At 71.8% G+C, this 18,159-nt stretch carries 11 protein-coding genes; all 11 read right to left on the bottom strand.

Annotation, left to right across the window (positions count from 1 at the left end):
• Positions 1 to 43: 43 nt before the first annotated feature.
• Positions 44 to 1,072, bottom strand: coding sequence for a porphobilinogen synthase (gene hemB / locus BSZ37_RS12180; RefSeq protein WP_095510807.1), 1,029 nt, complete (start codon positions 1,070 to 1,072; stop codon positions 44 to 46).
• Between the two features lie 5 nt (positions 1,073 to 1,077).
• Positions 1,078 to 1,824, bottom strand: coding sequence for a uroporphyrinogen-III synthase (locus BSZ37_RS12175; protein ID WP_095510806.1), 747 nt, complete (start codon positions 1,822 to 1,824; stop codon positions 1,078 to 1,080).
• Positions 1,821 to 2,750 (bottom strand): hydroxymethylbilane synthase, encoded by a 930-nt coding sequence (gene hemC / locus BSZ37_RS12170; RefSeq protein WP_095510805.1) that lies wholly within the window; start codon positions 2,748 to 2,750, stop codon positions 1,821 to 1,823. Before hemC ends, BSZ37_RS12175 begins: the two co-directional genes overlap by 4 nt.
• On the bottom strand, positions 2,743 to 4,014 hold the full coding sequence (locus tag BSZ37_RS12165) for an NAD(P)-dependent oxidoreductase (protein ID WP_095510804.1): 1,272 nt from the start codon (positions 4,012 to 4,014) through the stop codon (positions 2,743 to 2,745). The genes hemC and BSZ37_RS12165 overlap by 8 nt, the downstream gene beginning before the upstream one ends.
• Entirely contained in the window at positions 4,011 to 4,691 is a 681-nt protein-coding gene (locus BSZ37_RS12160) for a MerR family transcriptional regulator (protein ID WP_095510803.1), read from the bottom strand. Before BSZ37_RS12160 ends, BSZ37_RS12165 begins: the two co-directional genes overlap by 4 nt.
• Before the next feature lie 220 nt (positions 4,692 to 4,911).
• Entirely contained in the window at positions 4,912 to 6,879 is a 1,968-nt protein-coding gene (locus BSZ37_RS12155; protein WP_095510802.1) for a cellulase family glycosylhydrolase, read from the bottom strand.
• 3 nt (positions 6,880 to 6,882) lie between these two features.
• The gene (locus BSZ37_RS12150; protein ID WP_143537646.1) at positions 6,883 to 8,592 is read right to left on the bottom strand and encodes a peptidylprolyl isomerase; all 1,710 of its coding nucleotides are present in this window, start codon (positions 8,590 to 8,592) and stop codon (positions 6,883 to 6,885) included.
• Positions 8,593 to 8,665: 73 nt separating this feature from the next.
• On the bottom strand, positions 8,666 to 9,697 hold the full coding sequence (locus BSZ37_RS12145) for a PorV/PorQ family protein (protein ID WP_179299607.1): 1,032 nt from the start codon (positions 9,695 to 9,697) through the stop codon (positions 8,666 to 8,668).
• A gap of 41 nt (positions 9,698 to 9,738) precedes the next feature.
• Positions 9,739 to 13,077 (bottom strand): fibronectin type III domain-containing protein, encoded by a 3,339-nt coding sequence (locus BSZ37_RS12140; RefSeq protein ID WP_143537645.1) that lies wholly within the window; start codon positions 13,075 to 13,077, stop codon positions 9,739 to 9,741.
• A 46-nt stretch (positions 13,078 to 13,123) separates the two neighbouring features.
• Entirely contained in the window at positions 13,124 to 15,859 is a 2,736-nt protein-coding gene (locus BSZ37_RS12135; protein ID WP_095510798.1) for a TonB-dependent receptor, read from the bottom strand.
• Between the two features lie 106 nt (positions 15,860 to 15,965).
• Positions 15,966 to 18,119 (bottom strand): T9SS type A sorting domain-containing protein, encoded by a 2,154-nt coding sequence (locus BSZ37_RS12130; RefSeq protein WP_095510797.1) that lies wholly within the window; start codon positions 18,117 to 18,119, stop codon positions 15,966 to 15,968.
• Positions 18,120 to 18,159: the final 40 nt, after the last annotated feature.

Here is an 18,159-nt window from a genome sequence, read left to right as displayed (position 1 = left end):
GGTGGGGGCAGTCGGTGAGTCTGGGGTCGGTGGATCCGGTCGATCAGGAGGGGCGGCTCGGCCCCCGCTCCCCGCCCTCCGCAAGCCAGCGGGCCGCCTCCAGCGCGTAGTACGTGATGAGGATGTCGGCGCCGGCGCGCCGGAGGCTCGTCAGCGTCTCGAGGACGGCGCGGCGCTCGTCGATCCAGCCGCGCCCGGCGGCGGCCTTGAGCATGGCGTATTCGCCCGAAACGTGGTACGCCCCGAGTGGCCGGTCCGGAAAGGCGTCTTTGACCTGGCGGACGACGTCGAGGTAGGCCACGGCGGGCTTGACCATGAGGAGGTCGGCGCCCTGCTCCACGTCGAGCGCGGCCTCTCGGAGCGCCTCGCGGGCGTTGGCCGGGTCCATCTGGTGCGTCCGGCGGTCGCCGAAGACGGGCGCGCTTTCGGCCGCGTCGCGGAACGGGCCGTAGAACGCCGAGGCGTACTTGACTGCGTAGGAAAAAATGCCGACGTGTCCGAAGCCGGCCGCGTCGAGCCCCTCGCGGATCGCCCCGACGACGCCGTCGATCATCGACGACGGCGCCACGAGGTCGGCGCCGGCGCGGGCGTGGGAGACGGCCGCGGCGACGTGCTGCGGGAGCGAGCCCTCCAGGTCGAGGCCGCCGTGCGAGTCGATGAACCCGCAGTGCCCGTGGTCGGTGTACTCGCAGAGGCACACGTCGGTGATGACCGCGATGCCGGGCACCTCCTCCTTGATCGCGCGGACGGCGCGCTGGACGGCCTCGGCGTCGTCGCTCGCCGTCGAGCCCTCGGCGTCCTTGCGAGCCGGGATCCCGAAGAGGAGCACCCCGCCGACGCCGAAGCGCGCCGCCTCGGTCGCCTCGCGGACCGCCTCGTCGACCGAAAGCTGGAACACCCCGGGCATCGACGCGATCTCGTCGCGCACGCCCTCCCCGCCGCGCACGAAGAGCGGGAGCACGAAGGCGGCCGGGTCGAGCCGCGTCTCGCGTACGAGCCGGCGGACCGCGGGCGACTGGCGGAGGCGCTGCGGGCGGTCGGAGCCGAGAGTCGGAGGGGCGAGGAGGTCCACGGGAGTCACGAGAACAGGCGGTCGAGAGCGTCGAGCAGACCGGAGACGGTGTGCGGGTCGGCGACAGCGGCGGCGCGGAGGCCGGCGGGATCGAGGGCCGCGGCCGTCACAGGACCGATGGCGACGAGCGGCACGTCCGTCAGCCGGGCAGGGTTCGAGAGGGCCGTGAGAAATCCGCGGACGGTCGAGGGCGAGGTGAACGTGATCGCGTCCGGCGCGGGGTCGAGCGCGGCGGCGGCGGCTTCCGGGTCGGCCTCCGTGATCGTGCGGTACGCCGGCACGTCGCGGACGTCGGCGCCGCGGGCGTCGAGACCGGTGGCCAGGGCCTCGCGCCCGATGTGCGAGCGGAGCAGGACGACGCGGTCGTCCTTCGAGAGCGGCAGTTCCTCCACGAGCACGTCGCCGAGCGCCTCGTGCGGGACGAAGTCGACCGGCGCGCCGACCGCCCGGAGCGCGTCCGCCGTGCCCGACCCGACCGCCGCGACGCGGACGCCGTCGGGCAGCCCGTCCGGCCACGCCTGCTGGATCGCGGCCCACCCGTAGAGGACGCCCGTCGCGCTCGTGAACACGACCCAGGCCGCCTCGGCGAGGTCGCGGGCCGCCTCGATGAGCGGCGTCGGGTCCTCCGGAGGCTCGAACCGGATCGACGGCACGAGGACCGGCGTCGCGCCGCGCTGGCGGAGCCCGTCGACGAGCGACCCCGCCTGCTCCTCGGTCCGGGTCACGACGATGCGGCGGCCGGCGAGCGTCATGGCAACAGGTCGCGCGCTCCCCCGTCCAACGCGGTCGCGGCAGCGTCCCGGCCGAGCGCGAGGCCTGAGGATCTCGCGGCGTCGGGATCGAACGGTCCGTCGGCCTCGACCGCCACCGTCCGGGCGCCGTCGGTCGAGACGACGCGGCCCCGGAACGTGAGCCGGTCGCCGGAGACCTCCGCCAGCGCGGCGATCGGGGCGGAACAGCCGCCACCGAGGCCCGCCAGGAACGCCCGCTCGGCCGTCACGGCGGCGCGCGTCGCGGGGTGGTCGAGTGCGGCGACGAGGCGGGCGGCCTCTCCCCCATCGGCGCGAACCTGGATGCCGAGCGCGGCCTGCCCCGGCGCGGGGAGCATCGTGTCGAGGTCCAGGACCGACTGCGCGCGGTCCTCGATCTCGAGCCGCATCAGCCCGGCGAGCGCGAGGACGCCCGCGTGGTAGTCCTCCTCGTGGACCTTCCGGATCCGCGTCTCGACGTTGCCGCGGATCGACCGGATCACGAGGTCGGGCCGCGCCCGGAGCAGCTGCGCCCCGCGTCGGAGGCTGCTCGTCCCCACGACGGCTCCCCCAGGAAGCTCATCGAGGTGGAGGCCCTCGGGCGAGATCCAGGCGTCGCGCGGGTCTGCCCGCTCGGCCGTCGCGCCGACCGTCAGGCCGGCGGGGTCCTCCGTCGGGAGGTCCTTCAGCGAGTGGACCGCGAGGTCGATCCGGCCGTCGAGGAGCGAGGCCTCGAGCTCGGCCGTGAACAGACCTTTCCCGCCGATCTCGGGGAGCGGCTGGTCGAGCGTCTTGTCGCCCTTCGTGACGAACGGGACGAACTCCACCTCGAGGCCGGGCCACGCACGCTGGAGCGCGGCGGCGACGTGCTCGGCCTGCCACGTGGCGAGGCGCGACGTCCGGGTGCCGAGGCGGAGGACGTCAGGCACCGGCGTCGGGGAGCGAGAGGAGCGCGCGGATCGTGTCGTCGTCGGCGTGCTCGGGGCGGTTGCGGAGGGCGGCGGTCACGTCGTGGAGGAGCCGCGTGGTGAGCGTCCGCGTGAGCCCGTCGGGGTCGCTGCACGGCCCGGGGCCGGGGCGGACGCCCGCGTCCGATGCCTCCGGATGGCACGTCCGCTCGTCGCACCGGGAGCAGACGTAGGTGAGCGTGTCCTGGCGGATGGCCTCCGCCCGGCGGCGGAAGTCGCCGACGAGCCGCTCGCGCTCGAGCGCGGAGAGCGCCTCGTCCAGCGTGTCGAGCGACGTCTCGATGCGGGCCTCGACGGCCGGAATCGCGGCCTGCCGCGCCGCCAGCCCCGCGTCGACGACGGCCCCGAGCGCGTCGACGTCGGCGAGAGCGACGCCCGGGACGGCGCCGACGGCGGCGTCCACGTTGCGCGGGACGCCCAGGTCGACGACCGCTCGGGGCACGCCGTCGGTCCAGGCGGCCTCCGCCGTGGAGGCGTCGAGCACCGGCCGGTCCGTGCCCGTGAACAGCACGTCGACGCGCGGCAGGAGGTCGGGCAGCGCGTCGGGGCGGACGACCTCGAAGCCGTGGTGCGCCGGGGCGTGCCCCGAGACGAGCGTGACCGAGGCCGCGTCGACGCCCGCAAGACGGGTGAGGAGGAGGCGCCCGATCTGGCCCGCCCCGACGACGGCGACGCCGCGCCCGGCGAGCCCGCCGATGGCGTCGTCGGCCCACTGGACCGCGGCCGAGGCCGTCGACGCCGTGCCCCGCCCGAGGTCCGTCGCCCCACGGGCCCACTGGCCGACGCGGACCGCGGCGTCGAGCGTCTCGCGGAGCTCCGGAGCGAGCGCCCCGGCCTCCTCCGCCTCGGCACGTGCGCGGCGGACCTGGCCGAGGATCTGCGCCTCCCCCAGCACCGCCGACTCGAGCCCGGCCGCGACCCGGAACAGGTGCCGCGCGGCCCCCGGGCCCTCCGTCACCCGGAACCGGCCGAGGTCGAGGTCTGGCCGCAGCGCCGCCAGCCGGCGGCGGCCCCACGCCTGCAGCTCCGCCGACGGCCGCCGGCCGGAGAGGACCACCTCGAGCCGGAAGCACGTCGACACCACGCACAGCCCGAGGTCGTCGGCCCGCGCCGCGGCGTACAGGCCCGCCATCTCGTCCGCCGAAAGGGCCCACGACTCGCGGACGTCGACGGCGCAGGCGTCGCCGTCGAGCCAGAGGCCGGCCAGGGTCGGAGCGTCGGTCATGCGTCGGCGGGTGGGAGGGCAGCGGGGTCGTCGGTCTCGTAGGCCCGCGCGATCGTCATCTGGACCTCGTTCATGAACTCGTTCACGCGCCGCATCAAGGCGATCTGGTCCGTCGGCGGCTTCTGCTCGAAGCGCGGGTGGTAGGCCGTCGACTCAGTCAGGACGTCGCGGAAGAAGAGCGTCGCGCGGAGCGCTTCGGAGAGCGGAAGGCCGCGGTCCTTCATGTCGAGCGCGTAGCCCCACGCCAGGCGGCGGACCTCGGCGCTGCGGGCCTCGGCGTCGCCCTGCCCCGCCACGTGGCGGAGCAGCAGACCGACCATCTGGCGACCGGTCTCGCGGCGGTGCCCCCGCTCGGCCCCGTCGAATGCCCGGTTCCAGACGGCGTCGCCGTTGGCGCGGACCTCGTAGCGCGTGTGGACGACGGCGTGGTCGGCCCACGCCTCGTCGGCCGGGTCGCCGTCGGGCCCGAGGCCGGCGGAGACGGGGCCCGGGCGGGCCTCACCCGCGCGCTCCCTTCGGAGCCGCTCGACGGCCTCGGCCGGGATGCGACGGTGGCCCCCCGGCGTCCGGACCTCCGAGAGCACGCCCTCGTCCGTCCACCGCCGGATCGTCCCGACGTGGACGCCAAGCCGCTCGGCGGCGGCGCTGACGCTGAGGAGGGTGGCAGAGGTCGGCATCCGTAGGTTTGCTGAGGTTTGAAACCTAGCCAGGCCGCGAGATCGTGTCCCGTGAAGTCACAGTGTGTAGGCTTCACACGAGACTCGACGGCGCCTGCGCCCAAGATGGCACCCCAGTCCGCCCGCGTGCCGACGTCGGCTACTGCCCTGAGCCGAGCCTCCGGCCCCTCCACATGAGGTGAACGGAACTACCGCCGGCCGGACCCTACGGTCGCCGCGCTCACCGGTGGACAACGAGTTGCTGCGTCACCGCCGCGTCCCCTACCGTGACCCGCACGAGGTAGATGCCCGGCGCGAGCCCCCGGAGCGGAAGGTCGATCTCCCGCTCCCCCGCCCCGAGACGGCCCGCCTCGGTCACTGCGGCGAGCCGGCCGAGCGCGTCGAACACCACCACCGACACGTCACCCGAGGCGGGCAGGGTCAGCGACAACGTGGCCGAGCGCACCGCCGGGTTGGGCGCGATCCGAACGCCGAGCACGGCGGGCTCGCCCTCGACCGCCGTGTCACCGACGCGGATGAACCGCATCTGGTTGATGTTGAACTCGCCGGAGCGGACCGTCACCCGGATCGCATGCTCGCCGGCCGGGATCGCGACCCCGGGAAGCGTGACCGACCGCCACGACTGCCACCCGCCGGTGCCCGGCACCGTCACCGTCCCGAGCGACGCCCCGTCGACGTCGAGCGCCAGCCGCCCGCCGGTCCCGCCGCTCGCGACGCGGATCTCGACGTCGTACCTCCCCGCCTCCTCGACCGTCGCCGTGTAGCGAAGCCACTCAAGCGTCTCGACCCAGCCGACGTTGTACGCCGCGCCCTGCGGGTCCGTCGACCGCTCGATGTCGACGCCGTCGTTCCGGTACGCGCCTCCCGTGTTGCCGCCGCCGGGCGTCCCGGAGATCGCCCACGGGTCGGCGTCGCTGTAGGCCACGCCCTGATCGCCGAGGTCGTAGTCGACCGCGTGGATGGTGCCCGGAATCCGGTGCGTGCGGAAGGGCCGCGGCGTCGTGCCGAACGAGTCGTCGAAGAGGGCCGCGATCACGCCTTCGTTGCGGGTCGTCCGGTCCAGGTCGAGCCCGTTCGCCATGGCGAGCAGAGCGGCCCGCGCGGCCTCGGCGCTCGGGCGGCCGCCGTTCCCCTGCCAGTAGCGGACGAGCGCCTCATAGCCGGGCGCGAACGGCGCCGAGGCGGGCGCGCTCAGAGTCTCGATCTTCTTGTGGGTCCACCAGTTCCACCCGATCCCGTTCGCCTCGGCGAGCCGGCGGACGGCGTAGAACCACGGGTTCGAGTTCTCGCCCGTCTCGCCCAGCCACAGCGGCACGCCGGTCTCCGCACGGAGGTCGAGGAGGTACTGGATCGACGGCTGCCCGACCGAGCTCCAGTACTTGTGGAACGCGTAGACCATGTTGTCGTCGACGGGCTCCTCGAGGGCGCTGAAGTCGGTCGCATAGAAGTTGCCCTCGATAAACAGCAGGTGGTTCGGGTCGACTTCGCGGATGGCCTCCGCGAGGCGGGCGTAGAGGTCGCGGAGGTCGCTCCCGGGGATGCCGTCGGGGAGGACGGGCTCGTTGATGAGGTCGTACCCCATGATGAGCGTCTCGTCGGCGTAGCGCTCGGCGATGGCCGTCCAGATCTCGACCACCCAGTCCTGGTACGGGTCGGGCTCGGTCCAGAGGCGCGCGGTCCCGTCGCTGTCGCTGATGTTGCCGGCGTTCTGGGCCCCCGGCGCGGCATGCATGTCGAGGACCACCTCGAGCCCGTGCGGCCGGCACCACGCCAAGAGATCGTCGACGATCTGGAAGCCCTCCTCGCGGATCGTCTCCGTCTCGGGATCCCAGAAGTCGAGGTAGTGGAAGGGCAGGCGGACGTGGTCGTAGCCCCACGCCGCGATCTGGTCGATGTCCTTCTGCTCGACGTAGTTGGCGCGGTAGACCTCGAAGAACTCGTCGGCCCCGTCCTCGCCGATGAGGTCGACGATCTGGGCGCGGATCGAGCGCGGCGACCCACCGTCGGGCGCGCTGATGTGGAGCATGTAGCCCTCGGGCACGAGCCACCCGCCCAGCCCGACGCCGCGAATCACGACGGGCTCGCCGGACCCGTCGAGGATCTGGCCGTCGCTCGCGCGGAAGAAGCCGTCGCCCTGGGCGAGCACGGGCGCGGCGAAGAGGAGGACGAGCGCGAGAGAGCGGAGCATGGGTCAGCGCGGTGCGGTGGGGACCGGCGGCGGGCGGAGGACGGCGGCGAGCGCCTCCTCGTGGATCTCGATGGGCCGCTCGGCACGGAGCCGCTCAATGAGGCCCGCCTCGGCGGCGAACGGGGCGAGGGCGTCGGCCGCGTCGCCGGTGGCCTCGACGGCCCGGTCGGCCACGCGGAGCACGACCCACCGGCCGTCGCCGGTGGCCGCCAGCACGGGCTCGCCGAGCGGCGCCGAGCGGACGGCCGCCGCGAGGTCGCGGGCTTCCGCCAGCGGCTGCCGCTCGAAGCGCTCGAAGCCGGGGCGAGCCTCCGCGCTGGCGGGCGACGCCCGGAGCGCCGCGAGCGCGCCCTCCGCCTCGGCGCGGCTCTCGAACGAGACGACCCAGAAGTCGGCGACGGTCTGGCGCGGGTCGAGCGCGAGCCGGTCGGCGACCTGACCGAGGCGGGCGCGGTCGGCGGCGGACGAGTCGGCGCGGAGGCGGGCGCGGAGGGCGTCGGCGAGGCGGAGCCGGTCCATCCGAGCCAGCTCGTGGCGGACCTCCGGCTCGTCGGCGACGCCGGCGGCCTCGCCGGCCTGCGCGAGCGCCTCGTTGCGGAGGGCCCGGCCGAGGGACGCGCCGGTCCGGTTGCGGGCCTCGGAGAACGGGAGCACGTCGAGCCAGAACAGGTAATCCTCGACCGTGAACACGCGCTGCCGGCCGCCGAGGTCGAACGTCGCGAGCGGAGTCTGAGGCTGGAGCGCCTCTGTCAAGACGTGGATCTCGCCGGGCGTGAAGGCTTCTCCCCCGCCCTGCTGCGCGTCCGGTGGCGGGTCCCCTTCCAACTCAGCCACGGCCTGCTGGAGCGCGCGGAGCGCCGGGCCGTTGACGGCCACGTTCCGGCGGCCCATAAAGTCGCGGACGAACGAGTCGCCTTCGAGGCGGCGGCGGCGCAGGCGGAGTTGGCTCTCGACGCCCTTCCGACGGCGCGCGAACTCGTCCTCGCTCAGCACCGGGTTGCGGAGCCGGTCCTCGACCTTGATGATGTGATACCCGAGGCGGGACCGGACCGGCGGCGTGACCTCACCGACGGGCGTGCCGAAGGCCGCCTCGGCGAACGCGTCGTCGACCTGCCAGTAGCTGACGGCGCCGAGCGAGCCGGCCGTCGAGTCGCGCGTGCCGTAGAGGTCCCACGCCTCCTCCAGGAACGGCCGGCCGGCCTGGAGACGGGCATAGGCCGCCTGCGCCGAGTCGGCGTCGGTGAAGTAGAGCTGGCGGACGACCCGCTGCTCCGTTCCGAGCTGGTAGGCCCGGCGCACGTCGGCCTCGGCCGGGGCCGCGAGCGTGTCGAGGACGGACGCCTCGTAGTAGCGCGCGCCCACCAGCCGCCGCCGCGCGAGCGCTGACGCGGCGTCGAGGGCGCTGTCGGCCGCCAGCCCGCGCCGCTCGGCCTCGGCCCCGAGGAGGTAGGCGTCGACGAGCGCCTCGAAGTGCCGCTGGCGGAGCGCCTCCGTGTCGTTCTGGCCGGTCGTGACGAGGTAGTCGATGTACGAGCGGAGGTAGTCGTCGGCCGTCATCTCCAGGCCGTCGACGACGGCGATCACCGGGTCCGCCTCGGGCGCGTCGCTGGCGCAGCCAGCGACGCCAAGGCAGAGCACGGCGGCGACCGCGAGGCCGATCCGTCGAGTGAGCACGTCGAGACCAAGAGCCATCTCCGGGGCGGTGGTGGGCACGGGGCGGCCCGGCAGCCGTGTGCTGCCGGGATCTCGCCCCCTCCGGAATCTCGCCGAGGCGGCCGTCCTCCGCCTAGAACTCCAGGCGGAGGTCGAACAGCGTCGCGCTGCCGAGACGGTCGAACGGGAGGTACGCCACGTCGACGCCCAGGTCGTAGCCGGCCACGTCGGCCGAGAGGCCGCCGCCGAACGAGAGGTGGTTGTCGACGTCCTCGACGAACGCGTCGCGGTAGCCGGCGCGGGCCTCCAGCCGGACCGGACCGGCGTCGTAGCTCAGCATCCCGCCGAGGTCCGTGTTAAGCACGTTGTCGTTCGTCTGCTGGGCGTCGGCCATGACGCGGAGCTCGGCGCCGGCCATCCGCACGATGGGCGCCGAGGCGCCGAAGCGGAACGACAGCGGGAGGTCCCACCCCTCCATCTGGAGTTCGGAGGTCACGTTCTCGTTGTTGCCGCTCGTCCCCTCGTCCACGTCGATGTAGCGCTGGGCGTTGATGCCGCTCATCCGCATCTTCGTGCCGAAGTTCTGGATCGAGGCCGCGAGCGTGAGCCCGTTGAACCCGGTGTCGAGGCTGATGCCGAAGTCCGCGGCGAAGCCGGTCGCGCTCATGTCCCAGATCGACTGGCGGACGACCTTGGCGGTCCCGCCAAAGTAGAACGCCTCGGTGAGCGGGCGGGCGTAGCTCACGCCGAAGCTGAAGTCCGAGGCCCCGAACGTGTCGCCGGTCCCCTCCGGCTGCCGCTCCGTGCGGACCTCGTCGCGGCCGTAGTCGAGCGAGGCGAGGCTGATCCCGAGGACGCCCGCGCCGGCCGGAAGCGTGACGCCGGCCGCGTTGTAGCGGAGGTCGGCGAGCCACTCGTGCTGCGTCAGGAAGACGGTCCCGTTCGAGCCGTACGTCCGGGCCGCGCCGGCGGGGTTCCAGAAGAGCGCGTCGGCGCCGGTCGCCGTGGCCGTGTAGGCGTGGCCGAGCGACTGGCCCCGCGCCCCGGTCCCGAGCGTCAGGAACGGCGCGGCCGTCGTGGCGACGCGGTCCTGGGCGCCCGCCGGCGCCGCGAGCGCGGCGGCGGCGACGACGAGAGCGATCCGGCGGAGGAGGCTGCGATGCATGGGGGTGGGGCCGTGGGGCCCGGTGCGGGTGCGCGTCGACGTCATTTCACCAAGGCCAGCCGGCCGACGTACTCGCCGACGCCCGGGGCCTCGACGTGGTAGAGGTAGATCCCGTAGGCGACGTCCTCGTTGCCCTCCGTCCGGAGGTTCCAGGCCTCCGACCCGTCGCTGGCGATCCCGTCGTGCTCGATCGTGCGGACGAGCTCGCCGCGGATCGTGTAGATCCGGATCGTGCACCGCTGTGGGAGGTGGATAAACTGGACCCGCCGCTCGCCGCGGCCCTCGATCTGGGAGCGCGGCTCGTAGATCGACGTCCCTATGTAGGGGTTCGGCACGACGGCGATCCGCTCCATCTCCGCCTGCGCCGCGTCCATGTCGATCGACGCGCCGCGGAGGCTGAACTGGAAGAAGTCGCCCTCGAAGAACGGCCGCGTGACCCCCACCTGGAACACGGTCCCGGGGGCGGGCGCCGCGCCGTCGCCCGTGAACCGAACCACGTAGACGTAGCGCCGACCGACGCCGCTCGGTGGCGCCTCGGCGATCACCAACTCGTCCCCGACCCCGAACTCGCCGTCTCCGTCGATGTCGCGTGGCAGGAGTTCGATCAGCTCGTTCTTGCTGGCGTTGACCGCGTAGATGGGGATGGGCGTCCGGAGGAAGCCCACGGCGCGCGGCGGCGAGTAGAGCGAGTCGGCCGCGTCGACCCAGCGGAGCTGGTAGTCCCAGGGCGTGCGGGCCCCGAGGCCGGTCGAGTCGCGGCCGATGACCGCGCCCCACTCCGTCGACACGCCGTTGAGTGAGCCCGGGTTGAGGCTGTAGGCCGTGTTGCCGTTCGACCCGGTCCCTCGCCACCCCGTCCGCCTCGGGTCGATGTCGGACTCGGCGTCGTTGTTCATCTGGAACACGAACCCGTCGAGGTACGGCGTCGTCGGCGACAGGTCGGCGCGGTCGACAAGGACCTCGCCAGTGCCGACCTGGGTCACGCTGTAGCCCGTCGTCTCGTAGAGCTCGCTGTTCTCGAGGTACTCCGAGTGGAACGTGACCCGGTAGACCGCGCCGTCCTCGAGCGCCTCGGTGCTCACGACCTCAACGTTGCCTGACCCGGTCCCGATCCCCTCCGCGACTCGCGAGAGGTCCTCGTTCGCGGCGCCCGCGACGTAGCCCGCCGCCGGCGCGCGCGGCGTGACCACTGCCGCATTCTGCGAGATCCCCGTCAGCGCCCCGGCCTGGTTCACCGTGAAGTTGAACGTGTTCTCCTGCGGGTCGATCGGCGCCGCGTTCGGGTTGTCGGGGTCCCGGAAGCCGCGGTCGTAGGCCACGAGCGCGTAGTAGTAGGTGACCCCGTTCGTCACGTTCTCGTCGACGTAGTAAAACTGGAGGCCCGAGTTCGAGCCCACGTTGTACGACGCCTCGCCTTCGAGCACGGACACGCCGCCCGAGATGTCGTTGTCGAGGTCCCACTGCGCCATCGGGCGGTAGAACGTCGGCGTGCCGTTGACGTCGGTGATGAGCCGGGCGTCGGTCAGCAGCGGGTCCGTCCCCTTGTACAGGCGGAAGCCCTCGAAGTCGAACTCCTGGCTGAACCGGTCGTAGCTCGCGATGGCGAGGGTGTCCCACGAGAGGACCACGCGGCCGTCGCCCGGCACGGCCGTCAGCGTCGGCGTGAACGGCGGCTGGGCGAAGTTGTAGTCCGCGTTGTAGATGTTCTGCGCGGTCCGGCGGTTCTTGAAGAAGTCCGCCTCGTTGGCGCCGAAGATCCAGGCCGTCGAGAAGAACGACGTCTCGCCGGGCGCGAGCGGCACCGGCCCGGAGACGAACAGGAGGAACGGCTCGATGTCGGCCTGGAAGTCGGCCGCCGGCGTGCCGAGCTCGAACTGGGCGTAGTTGATGATCCGGTCGAACAGCCACGTGTCGCTCCGGAGGTTGTCGCCGTTCTCGTAGAACGGCCGCGTCCCGAGGTCGAAGCCCGTTAGGCCCACCTGGTCCGACTCGTCGATGTCGAGCTCGTCGAAGTTGGGCTCGCCCGGCGTCGGCATCCCGTCGGACTCGCCGTCGTCCGGCCCGGGGTAGCCGAGGTCGAACGGCCCGAGCCCGTCACGGCCCACGTCGTTGTTGACCGGCTCGCCGGGGTCCGGCATCCCGTTCCCATTCGTGTCCTCGAACCCGACCCAGTCCATGTTCTCGTCACCGGTCCACCAGCGGCCGGCCTCGTAGGCGGGGCGCTGCGTGATCGGGCTGTACGCGGCCTCGAAGAGCGGGAGGTTGTACGCGGCGGCAGCGGCGGCCTGGATCTGCGCCTGCCCCTCGATGAGCGCGCCGGCCCCGCCGAAGCGGAGCTCGTCGGTCATCCCGTCCTGGTCGTTGTCGAGCGCGTCGGCCTGGAGCGTCGGGCTCTCGAGGAACGCGAAGCCGGTGTAGCCGCACTCGTACTGGCCGCCGGTCGTCCGCGTGCAGAGCCCGTCCTGGTCCCACCCGTAGGCCACATCCTGGAGCGGATCGAACGCCGCGTTCTCGTCGCCCTCCTCCGTGCCGAGGCCGTAGTCCTGAGCCTGCGCGAAGTAGAGCCGGTCGTGGTTGTGCTGGCCGACGTTCGTGATCCGGTAGAGCACGAACATGAGGTCCTCGGCGAGCACGTTGGCCCACTGGAAGAGCCGCACCTTCGTCTGGAGGCCGAGGCCGCCAGCCAACGGGTCACTCGGGATTGGGTCGAACACGCCGTACGGGCTGTAGGGCGCCCCGGTCTGCGGGTCGATGAGGTACTCGTGGTCGCTCAGGTCGTCGATCACGTAGAACCCCTCGAGGTCCGCGTTGAAGACGCCCTTGCCGAAGAACCCATTCCAGAAGCCGGCCCACCCGGGGTCGTCGGGGTTGCTGAGGCGGTCGGGCCAGGAGTTCGGCCACGAGGTCGGGTCGTCGCTGAGCGCGGGCGTCGGGTTGCGGGCGCCCGTGAAGGGGTCAAGGCGGTTCGGGTTGTGGAAGCCCGGGAGCGGGAGCCAGCCCCACAGGTTGCCCCGCGGCCCGAGCCGCCGACCGGCCTCGCGGTAGTTGAGGATGACCGGGTTGAGCGTCGTGTCCGGCGCCCCGCCGTAGAACTGCGGGTAGTCGGACCGCTCGCCGGGGACCTGCCCGGCCACCATCACGCCGACGCCGTCGATGTGGCGCCCGCCGATGCCGCGGGGCCAGACGCCCCAGGGCGCGTCGTCGTAGCGCGAGAGCTCGCCCTGGTTGCGGAAGTTGGTCTCGATGAGGTTGCCGTCGAGGATCCCGCGGGCGATCGAGGTCTCCTCGCCTCGGATGCCGGCGGGGATGTCGGAGCCGCCCTGCGCGAGCGCAGGCGCCGCGAGGGCGAGGACGACGAGGGAAGCGAGGGGTCGGAGCACGGGGCGGTCGGAAGGACGCGGGGCGCGGTCGGTCGTCATCGGGGGCCTAGAGGTCGACGCGCAGGCCGACGCTCACGCGGCGCGGCGAGCCGTAGAAGTCCTGGCGGTAGTAGTACTCGTCGAGCGTGTTCAGCCCGCCCACACGGACGTTGTTGAACAGTGACAGGTTGATCGTCTCGTCGGCCCGGCCCGAATCAGAGTACACGTTCTGCTGGATGACCGAGTCGAACAGGTTCTGGACCTGGAGGAACAGGCTGGCGTCGACGGGCACGAACGGGGGCTTGTAGTAGGCCCGAAGGTCGGTCACGAAGGTCAGCGGCCGGTCGGCGTTGTTGGTGACCGGCGAGCGGACGAAGTTGCGCACCGTCGTGTAAGGCGTCCCGCTCTGGAACCGCCCCACGGCCGTGATCGAGGTGGTCGGGCTCGGCGCGTAGGTGATCGTCCCGTTCAAGATGTGCCGCCGGTCCCAGTTGAGGCGGACGAGCGTGAGGATCGGCGGGAGGCCGTCCTGCTGGCGGGCGAACGCCTCGCCTGGCGACGACGCCGTGCCCTGCGCGAACTGGAGCGTGTAATCGAGCGACCCGTTGAGCGCGCTCCGGCCCCGCTTGAACAGCGAGAACGTCACGCCGCGCACGTTCCCGTAGTCCGTGTTGATCCAGCGGATCGCGAAGTCACCGCGCGGGTCGCGGATGATCTCCTGGCCGACGAGGTTGCGAATGTCCTTGGCGAAGATGGTGACGTCGACGCCGATGTCGTCCGTCAGCCCCTGCTGGAGGCCGAGCTCGAAGGCGAGCGTCCGCTCCGGCTTGAGGTTCGGGTTGCCGAACTGCGTCGTCGCCGACTGCGGGTTGACCTCGTACTCGGGGTTCGAGTAGAGCAGCCCGAAGTTGGGGATCTGGAAGAACAGTCCCGCCGAGAACCGCATGACGCCGGTCGACGAGATCGGGAACGCGATGCCGAACCGCGGGCTGACCTGGTACTCGATGTCAGCCTGGGTCCGGTTCGAGATCGAGTCCGCCGGGGCCTCGGGGTTTGGGATCCGCTCGAGTCCCGCCTGGGTCCAGTCGACGGGGATCTCGTAGTCGGGGTCGAAGTAATCGAACCGGAGGCCGGCGTTGATGATCATCCGGCCCAGCTCGATCTTGTCCTGCACATAAGCGGCCCACTCGGTGGGCGTCGTCGAGAGCTGATCGTCCTCGTAGGGGCTCTCCGAGATGTCCGGCCCGGCCTCCCCCGTCTCGGGGATCTCGATGCCGAAGTACCGGTTGTCGATCCGGTGGAACCGGCCCTGGAAGCCGGCCTTCATGAGGTGGACCCGGTTGAGCTGGTGCGTGTAGCTCCCGACGACCGTCTGGGTCTCGGTCCGCAGCCAGTTCGTGTAGAGGTCGTTGCCGGCGACCTGGAACGCGTTCGCGCCCGCCAGCTGGCCGAGCTCTTCGCGGACGTACCGCTCGTCGGTCGGCGCGTCGTACAGCTCGACGTCGGTGTCGTCGTAGAGGAAGCTGTAGGACAGGTTGACGAACGCGCTCCGGCCCAGCGTGTAGCGGGCCGCCGCGATGTGCGTGTGGTTGACGAAGTCCGTGGGGTTCAGCCCGCGCGGGACGTACTTCCGGTCGTGCGAGAACGGGTAGTAGGTCCCGCCCTGGTAGAACCCGTCGTAGCTGAGGCGGAGCGCGTCGGTCACGTCGAACGACAGGTTGCCGTTGAGCGAGAGCCGCTGCGTCCGGTTCATCGGGACGAAGTCGCCGTCGCCGGTCGAGGAGATCGACCAGAGCGAGTCCGGCAGGCCCGAGTTGAGGCCGAACGAGAGGTCGCCCGGCGAGAAGAGGTCGCGCCCGAGGTAGTACGAGTTGTCCTCGAGGTACCGCCCGGAGAGCTGGAAGCCGAGGCGCCGTTCCATCAGCGGGCCGCCCAGCGACACCTGGTAGTCCTGGAGGTTCGGGAACGCCGCGGCGTCCATGTAGCTGACGCGCTCGCTCTCGAAGTCGCTCGTCGAGAGGCCCGTGCCCGGGTCCGTCGTGCGCGAGACGAACTCGATCTCGCGCGTCGACGCGAGCGACCCCACGTAGCTGAGCACCTGCGCGTTCCACTCCGAGGGCACGCCCTTCGTCGTGATGTTGACGACGCCGGAGAGGGCCTGGCCGTACTCGGCGTTGAACACGCCCGAGATGACCTCGAGGCTCTCGACCATGTTCTGCTCGACCTCGAAGGCCTGCTGCCCGTTGAACGCGTTGTTGATCGGGACGCCGTTGACGAGGTAGGCCACCTCGCCGATGCGCCCGCCTCGGAAGTGCCCGTCGGAGACGCCGGCCTGGAGGTTGATGGCGTCCTGGATGTTGACGATCGGGAGCTCCGAGAGCGCCTTCGATTCGAGGACGGCCGTCGTCGTCGTCCGCGCCGGCTCCACGAGCGGACGCTCGGCCCGGACCACGACCTCCTCCCCCGCCACGACCGCCTCGCCCAGCGTCACGTCGATCGTCGTCGTCTTGTCGACCTCAACGACGGCGCCCTCGACCACCTTCGTCCCGAACCCGATGTACGAGACGCGGAGCGTGTACGTCCCGGGCCGGACCTGGAGGATGAAGTAGTACCCGTCGGCGTCGGTCGAGGCGCCGAGCGTGGTGCCCTCGACGAGGACGCTGGCCCCCACGAGCGGCTCGCCCGTGTTGTCGACCACGCGGCCGGCGAGCTTGCCCGGCGACTGCGCCGAAGCGGACGACCCCAGCGCCACGACGGCGGCCAGGAGGGTCAGAACGAGTGTGCGGATCGGCCGAGAGGACATGGGCCAGGGAACGGGTGAGCGTTCGTCGACGGGGGGCGCCAGCGCGGGCCGGCGCCCCGGAGTCAAGAGTGCGGGCGGACGGGACCTCCCCGTCCGCCCTGCGGGGTTACCGGACGACCGTCATCCGGCGGGTCGTCACGTAGTCGCCGGCGGAGAGCCGGTAGACGTAGACGCCCGCGGCGAGGCCGCTCGTGTCGAACGTGAGCGACTGCGGACCGGCGGCGACCGGGCCGTCGGCGAGCGTCGCGACGCGCTGGCCGAGGGTGTTGAACACCTCGAGCCGGACCGACGTGGCGGCGCCCAGCGTGAACGCGATGTCGGCCGTGCCGGCCGTCGGGTTCGGGACGCTCTGCGCGAGCGAGAAGCCGTCGCGGCCGGCCGGGTCCTCGACCGCCACGGAGCTGGCGTCGAGGCCGGCCATGGCGACCGTCTCCCACATCGCCGGCGTGTTCCACCACTGCCCCGTCACGTTCGGCTTGATCGACCACACGATCTGCGACTCGCGGGTGCCGCCGTCGGCGTCGTTGATCGAGATGATGAACGGGAGGTACTGGATCTCGTCGGTGGCCGGGACCGGCAGGAAGACGTCGCCCTCGTCCGTGTTCTGGATTTGGTCCAGCGGGAGGAGCGTGAGGAAGCGCCAGCCGGTGTCGGTCTCTTCGACGGCCGTCGAGCCGGGGATGTCGAAGTCGATGCTCCAGCCGACCCAGGTGCTCGTCCGGTCGATGCCGCCAGCGCCGTCCCCGAAGGCCGTCAGGCGCATGCCGTAGTCCGGCTCGTCGCCGCGCATCATGTCCTGGTGCGGCGAGCCTTCGAAGATGCCCCCGCCGACCGTGTTGCGGACGTCGTAGTGGCCGAAGACGATCTCCGCCGAGTCGTAATTCCAGGTGTTGGCCCCAGTCTCGGCCTGGGGCGCCCACGTCACCTGGTCGTCGGTGATCTCGCCATAGATGAACATCTCGTTCAGGCTCGAGTAGCCGATCTTGAACTCGCCAGAGCTGTCGGAGTCGTCCGGGAGCGTCGCCGCCGAGCTGCCGTCGCCCGGCGAGCGGTGGCTCGAGTCGAGGTAGAAGACGGGGTGGCTGTCGCCGAACGCCTCGTCCGACGGGACGCCCGAGGCGACGGCGTCGAAGAGGGCGTCGGCCTGGTCGCCCGTGAGCTCGAGGATGTACGCCTTCTGCGGGAGGTCCGGGTTGACGATCTCGCCCGAACTGGTTGCCACGTCGGGGTTCTCGACGCCGAACGCGCTCCGGCTCGTGACCGCGTAGTACAGCGGCTCCGCGCCCATCGACGGGTGCGGGACCTCGTAGCGGTGCCGGAGCTCGGTCTCCTCCCCGAACCCGACGGACTTCAGCAGGACGACGCCCTCGGCGCCGACGTCCGTGATCGGGCTCGGGCTCGCGTACACGTTGTAGCCGCCGAACTCCTCCGAGTCAGGCCAATCGACCACGTTGACGGCCCCGTCGGTCGTGAACGAGACGTTGCTCATGGCCGCCGGGGGCTCCGAGGCCTGCGACGTGTCGGTGTTCGGGCCGCCGATGTAGACGTCGTCGAGGTAGATCGGTCCGGAGGCCTGGTTGTTATCCCAGAACGGGCCGATCCGATACAGGTGGTCCCAGCCGAACTCCTCCCAGAGCGGGTCCTCGGTGTCGGTCCCGAAGCCAGGGCCGATGCCGAATCCGCCGGTGCTCCACGCGCCCGGGTACGTCCAGTTCTCCGCGCCGTCCTCGAGCTCGCCGTTGGCGCGGGCCTCTTCGAGGGCCGCGTACGTCGTCGGCGGGAGCGGGATGGCGAGGTCGTGCCACTGGCCGTCATGGAGCTCGTTCGGGATCTGCCAGAGCAGACGGAACTCGGGGTCGGCCGTCCCGTCGTTGGCCCCGCTGTCGTCGGTGGCGTCGGAGAGCATGATCGAGATGCCCGGGACGTCGGTGTTGGCCGGGTCCGAGAGCATCCGGAGGTACAGCGTCGAGCCTTCCCCGTAGGTCTCCGAGACGGCGGCCGTGGCGTCGACGCCCTCCAGCCGATCCCACGCGAAGCCGGAGTGGGTCCAAGACCCGCTGTTGAACCGGGCGACCTTGTTGCCGGAGGTCGGGTCGAGCGGGTCGTTGACAACTTGGCCGCCGTCGAACGACGGGACCATCACGTTGGTACCGTCGACGAAGAGGATGAACTCGTCGCCGATCGATTGGGCGAGGACCACGGGGCTCACGAGGAGCGCTAGCAGCAGCAGGGCCGTTCGCCGGAGAGTAGCAGTGGGCATAGCGTCGGGATGGAGAGGGAGGGACTACGGGAGCGCTTTC

The organism is Rubrivirga marina, from assembly GCF_002283365.1.
Classification (GTDB): Bacteria; Bacteroidota; Rhodothermia; order Rhodothermales; family Rubricoccaceae; genus Rubrivirga; species Rubrivirga marina.
This window is presented reverse-complemented; position numbering and strand designations above follow the sequence as displayed.

Excerpts from the sequence above, each read along its gene's own strand:
- BSZ37_RS12175 (WP_095510806.1), bottom strand. The coding sequence starts at position 1,824 with ATGACGCTCGCCGGCCGCCGCATCGTCGTGACCCGGACCGAGGAGCAG.
- BSZ37_RS12130 (WP_095510797.1), bottom strand. The coding sequence starts at position 18,119 with ATGCCCACTGCTACTCTCCGGCGAACGGCCCTGCTGCTGCTAGCGCTC.
- BSZ37_RS12165 (WP_095510804.1), bottom strand. The coding sequence starts at position 4,014 with ATGACCGACGCTCCGACCCTGGCCGGCCTCTGGCTCGACGGCGACGCC.
- BSZ37_RS12145 (WP_179299607.1), bottom strand. The coding sequence starts at position 9,697 with ATGCATCGCAGCCTCCTCCGCCGGATCGCTCTCGTCGTCGCCGCCGCC.
- BSZ37_RS12135 (WP_095510798.1), bottom strand. The coding sequence starts at position 15,859 with ATGTCCTCTCGGCCGATCCGCACACTCGTTCTGACCCTCCTGGCCGCC.
- BSZ37_RS12155 (WP_095510802.1), bottom strand. The coding sequence starts at position 6,879 with ATGCTCCGCTCTCTCGCGCTCGTCCTCCTCTTCGCCGCGCCCGTGCTC.
- BSZ37_RS12160 (WP_095510803.1), bottom strand. The coding sequence starts at position 4,691 with ATGCCGACCTCTGCCACCCTCCTCAGCGTCAGCGCCGCCGCCGAGCGG.